The following is a 4,067-nucleotide window of genomic DNA, read 5'->3' as shown; positions in this document are numbered from 1 at the left end:
AGCCACAGCGCCTGCTGGCCTACCGGGACGCCCGCTGGGTCGGCACTCCGCCGCAGATGATTGCCAGCCGCTTGCAACATCAATTGGAAGACTCCGGCCAGTGGCGGGCGGTTTTGGTGGGGCAGTCCAGCGGTACCGCGACCTGGCTATTGCAGGTCCGACTGACGGACTTCGTGGTGAATTTCAGCGGGCCGGAGGCGGGCAAGGCACTGGTCGCCGGTACCGCGACGCTGGTGAATACTGCTGATTATCAGGTGGCTGCCCAGCACCGTTTTCGTTTCACCGAGACGCTTTCCAGTGCGAGTGCGCAGGGTGGTGCCGTGGCCATGGCCGGGGCAAGTGAACGTTTTGTCACAGCGGTGAGTGGCTGGGCCGCGCAGATGGTAGGCACCGGGAAGTCTGCGCCCCAGCCTTAGGATTTTACCAATTCAGTCCTCCTGGTGCTTGACCACCAGCACTGGACAGCTGGCGTAATGGACAACGTCATTGGCGACGGAGCCCAGCAGCAACCGGCCAATGGCGCCGTGCCCATGACTGCCCACTACCAGCATGTCCACTGCATGGGCCTTGCCGAAGGCAATCACCGCCTTCCCGATATTCTCCCCACTCTCCTCCAGTTCTACCCGCGGGGTGATTCCGCCTTCGGCCACGGCCTGGCGCAGCTTTTCCATCTCGGCCTGGGCCAGGTGGAGCAGCTTTTCGCGCAGATCCAAGGTCGGCGGCAGAATTTCTTCCGGCATCTGCAGATTGAGCATTTGCGGGTTGAAAATGTGGAGCAAGGTGAGGCTGGCACCGTGCAATTGGGCTTCTTGCGCCGCCATCCGGGCGGTGTACAGGGCCATCGGCGAAAAATCGACGGCCACCAAAATATGCTTTACGGGGATCTTTACGGGTGATTTATCCACGGGGATACTCCTTGCGCAGGTAGTCCATGAGTTGCGTTTCGTCGAGCAGGAGGTTTTCGGTGGCGCGTCGCGCCCGATATTCCCAAACGCCCTGCGCCAGCACTTTGTCACTGACCACAATGCGATGGGGCAGACCGATCAGATCCATGGTGGCAAACTGCACCCCCGGACGCTCATCGCGGTCGTCGAGTAGTACGCTGTAGCCCAGCGCCTCCAGGCGATCATGCAGGGCTTGAGCGGCGGCGGCCACTTCTGGCGACTTGCGCGCATTGATGGCGACGATACCGACATCAAAGGGCGCCAGGGCCACTGGCCAGGTGATGCCACGATCATCAAAATGCTGCTCCACCGCTGCCGCCACCACCCGCGACACACCGATACCGTAGCAACCCATGGTCACTGTGGCGTCGCGGCCTGTCTCGTCCAGCACGGTAATACCCATACTCTTGCTGTAGAGTTCCCCGAGTTGAAAGACATGCCCCACCTCGATGCCGCGACGGATACTTAAGGTGCCTGTGGCACAATGGGGGCAGCCATCCCCAGCGCGGACATTGCGCAGATCGGCCGCTTCCGGGCGCGGCAAATCCCGGTCCCAGTTCAGGTTGATCCAGTGCAGTTCCGCCGCATTGGCGCCGGTGCTGAAATTGGCCACGCCAAGGGCGCGGTGATCCGCCATAATGGGGATAGGCAGCGGCAGGTCCTTGGGGCCGATAAAGCCCAAGGGCGCGCCCGTGGCCGATACCGCTTCTTCCGGGCTGGCCAGTTGCACGTTCTGCGCGTCCAGGGCATGCCCGGCCTTGATCAGATTCAACTCGTCATCGCAGCGCAACAACAACATGACCATCTTACCGTCGGCGATCACCAACACGGTCTTGACAATGTTGGCGGCGCTGATACCCAGATGTTCCGCCTGCTCCGCCACCGTGCGGCTGCCCGGCGTCTGCACCTGCCCGGCAAGCAGCGGCACCTCCGTCCCGACGGGTTCCGGGCGACTTTGGGCCTTTTCCATGTTGGCGGCATACGCGCAGTGGTGACACGAGACGATGGCATCTTCCCCAGAGTCCGCCAGCACATGAAACTCATGGGAGCGCTTGCCGCCAATAGCCCCGTTATCCGCCTCCACCGCACGGAAGTTCAGCCCAAGACGGGTGAACGTCCGCTGATAGGCTTCATACATGGTCTGGTAAGTGATCTCCAGCGAGGTGTGATCCATATGGAAGGAATAAGCATCCTTCATGATGAACTCACGCCCGCGCATCAGCCCGAAGCGGGGGCGGATTTCATCGCGAAACTTGGTCTGAATCTGGTAGAAATTGACGGGAAGCTGTCGGTAAGAGTGAATCTCCCGCCGCACCAGATCGCTGATGACTTCCTCATGGGTGGGTCCCAGGCAAAAATCGCGGTTATGACGATCCCGCAAGCGCAGCAGCTCCGGGCCGTACTGTTCCCAGCGCCCCGACTCCTGCCACAGCTCGGCGGGCTGTACCAGCGGCATCAGTAGTTCCTGCGCGCCGCTGCGGTCCATCTCCTCGCGCACCACCCGCTCCACCTTGCGCAACACCCGCAACCCCAAGGGCATCCAGGTGTACAAGCCGGAAGCCAGGCGGCGGATAAAGCCCCCGCGCAGCAATAACTGGTGGCTGATGAGCTCCGCCTCGGCGGGTGTCTCCTTAAGGGTGGGGATGAAGATCTGACTGGCGCGCATAAAAAGTCCTGTTGAGTCGTAGCATACAGTGTAAGAAAGGGCGGGAGACAAAGGAAGGGGCGGCGCGCGCCAAGTCTGGCGACGGATCAAATGGAGGTGGTGACGTGATGTATTTTGCTGACCTGATTCGCAGTAGGAGAGGAATCGGGTCCGTCCGCTCGTCCGCGCGACTGCGTCGCGCCAGCCGTTCTGCTCGATCGTTGAAGCTTGCGCTGCCGATCTTTAGTATGACTACTATTATGGTCATACAGGGCACACAACTATGGCAACCTATACCCTGGCCCAAACCAAGGCGCATCTCAGTGAAATACTCCATCAGGTGGAAAACGGTGAAGTGGTGGTTATCACGCGCCATGGGCGGCCTGTAGCGCGCGTGGAGAGCGCGGATAAAACCACCGGAGCACTCCCGGTTGACCGCCTTGCTGCATTTCGGGCCAGAATGCCACATTGGCGCAAACGGAGTGTTGACCTCTTGCGAGAGAGGCGGGACGAGTCGACCTGAGGTGTGGTATTTCGACACGAGTTTTCTGGCGCCACTCATTCTGGAGGAACCGACGAGCGTGCAGGTGACTGCATACCTGCAAGCATTGCCTGCTGGTGAATTTGTGTTGAACAGCCTCACGCGGCTTGAGTTCTCCAGCCTGCTGGCCCGCGAGGTCCGCATGAGTGGTTTGCGTGAGGAGGAGGCGCTAGCCGCCGAAGGCATGTGCGATGATTTGATTCGTGATGTTTTCCGTGTGCTGCGTCCTGGGCACGACGATTTTGTCTTGGCAGGGAATTACATTCGGCACTATGCGACAGCTCTGCGCACAGCCGATGCGTTGCATCTGGCCATCGCCAGAAATCATGGGGCCGATCTGGTGTTATCGCTGGACAAGGGGATGCTGAAAGCGGCGGCGATGATGGGCGTTCGCGCCAGCAATGGCATTGGGGACGTCGTGTAAAATAAACAAGCAGGAAAATTTGGGAACATGGGTTGCTTAGACAATTGATGGTTCTGTGGTCAAGTTATTTTAGGGGCAGGCGGCATCTGGGTAAGGGACGAAGAGCTGCGCGCGCCCTCCATGTGGCTTACTAAGCCACATGGAGGGCGGATAACGATAAGGCGGGGTGCTTGGCGACAACTATGCTGACACCGGGAGTCTAGTGATAGCCGTTTTTCCTTGCCGTCCACCCGAAACTTCAGTCTCCACCACTTCCCTCCGGCAGGAGCAATCTCTAGGTAGAGCCCCTTTTCATCAGATAATTTGTATAACTTCTCCTTAGGCTTAGACTGCCGGATTTTAGTGTCAGTCAAGGACATTGGGGGCAACTCCGAATAGGCTTATCTTGGTTGCCCCCAGTTGCCCCGAGATGGCAAGCGATATCTTGAGATGTTGTGAGACAAAGAAAAAGCCACTGTTATATAAGTCAGCGGCTTTCAGTGGGATTTGATGCGAGCTGGGACTTGGTGAGAT

Annotated in this window: 6 protein-coding genes; 3 read left to right on the top strand and 3 right to left on the bottom strand. The window is 59.2% G+C overall.

From position 1 onward, the window contains the following. Nucleotides 1-416: ABC-type transport auxiliary lipoprotein family protein (locus AC2VNK_RS04855; RefSeq protein ID WP_486883026.1), on the top strand; the 416-nt coding region annotated here is incomplete at its 5' end. Between the two features lie 12 nt (nt 417-428). Here AC2VNK_RS04855 and AC2VNK_RS04850 read toward each other — a convergent pair. After that, on the bottom strand, nt 429-905 hold the full coding sequence (locus AC2VNK_RS04850) for a universal stress protein (RefSeq protein ID WP_291524807.1): 477 nt from the start codon (nt 903-905) through the stop codon (nt 429-431). After that, nucleotides 898-2,610 carry a proline--tRNA ligase gene (locus AC2VNK_RS04845; RefSeq protein WP_486883025.1) on the bottom strand — a complete coding sequence of 571 codons (1,713 nt, stop codon included), beginning with the start codon at nt 2,608-2,610 and terminating at the stop codon, nt 898-900. The genes AC2VNK_RS04850 and AC2VNK_RS04845 overlap by 8 nt, the downstream gene beginning before the upstream one ends. Before the next feature lie 262 nt (nt 2,611-2,872). On the opposite strand from AC2VNK_RS04845, the gene AC2VNK_RS04840 reads away from it, so the two are divergent. Both AC2VNK_RS04840 and AC2VNK_RS04835 read left to right on the top strand, forming a co-directional pair. Beyond that, entirely contained in the window at nt 2,873-3,112 is a 240-nt protein-coding gene (locus AC2VNK_RS04840) for a type II toxin-antitoxin system Phd/YefM family antitoxin (RefSeq protein WP_366937053.1), read from the top strand. After that, entirely contained in the window at nt 3,021-3,554 is a 534-nt protein-coding gene (locus AC2VNK_RS04835; RefSeq protein ID WP_486883024.1) for a type II toxin-antitoxin system VapC family toxin, read from the top strand. Before AC2VNK_RS04840 ends, AC2VNK_RS04835 begins: the two co-directional genes overlap by 92 nt. A 59-nt stretch (nt 3,555-3,613) precedes the next feature. On the opposite strand, the gene AC2VNK_RS04830 is transcribed toward AC2VNK_RS04835, so the two are convergent. Continuing rightward, the gene (locus tag AC2VNK_RS04830; protein ID WP_486883023.1) at nt 3,614-3,913 is read right to left on the bottom strand and encodes an Arm DNA-binding domain-containing protein; all 300 of its coding nucleotides are present in this window, start codon (nt 3,911-3,913) and stop codon (nt 3,614-3,616) included. Between the last annotated feature and the right edge of the window lie 154 nt (nt 3,914-4,067).

This window comes from Acidithiobacillus sp. TH-A35 (genome assembly GCF_057473505.1).
Note: the sequence above shows the minus strand (reverse complement) of the source record. Positions and strands in the feature narration are given on the sequence as shown.

Coding starts and splice junctions, on each gene's coding strand:
- AC2VNK_RS04840 (WP_366937053.1), top strand. CDS start 2,873: ATGGCAACCTATACCCTGGCCCAAACCAAGGCGCATCTCAGTGAAATA.
- AC2VNK_RS04830 (WP_486883023.1), bottom strand. CDS start 3,913: ATGTCCTTGACTGACACTAAAATCCGGCAGTCTAAGCCTAAGGAGAAG.
- AC2VNK_RS04845 (WP_486883025.1), bottom strand. CDS start 2,610: ATGCGCGCCAGTCAGATCTTCATCCCCACCCTTAAGGAGACACCCGCC.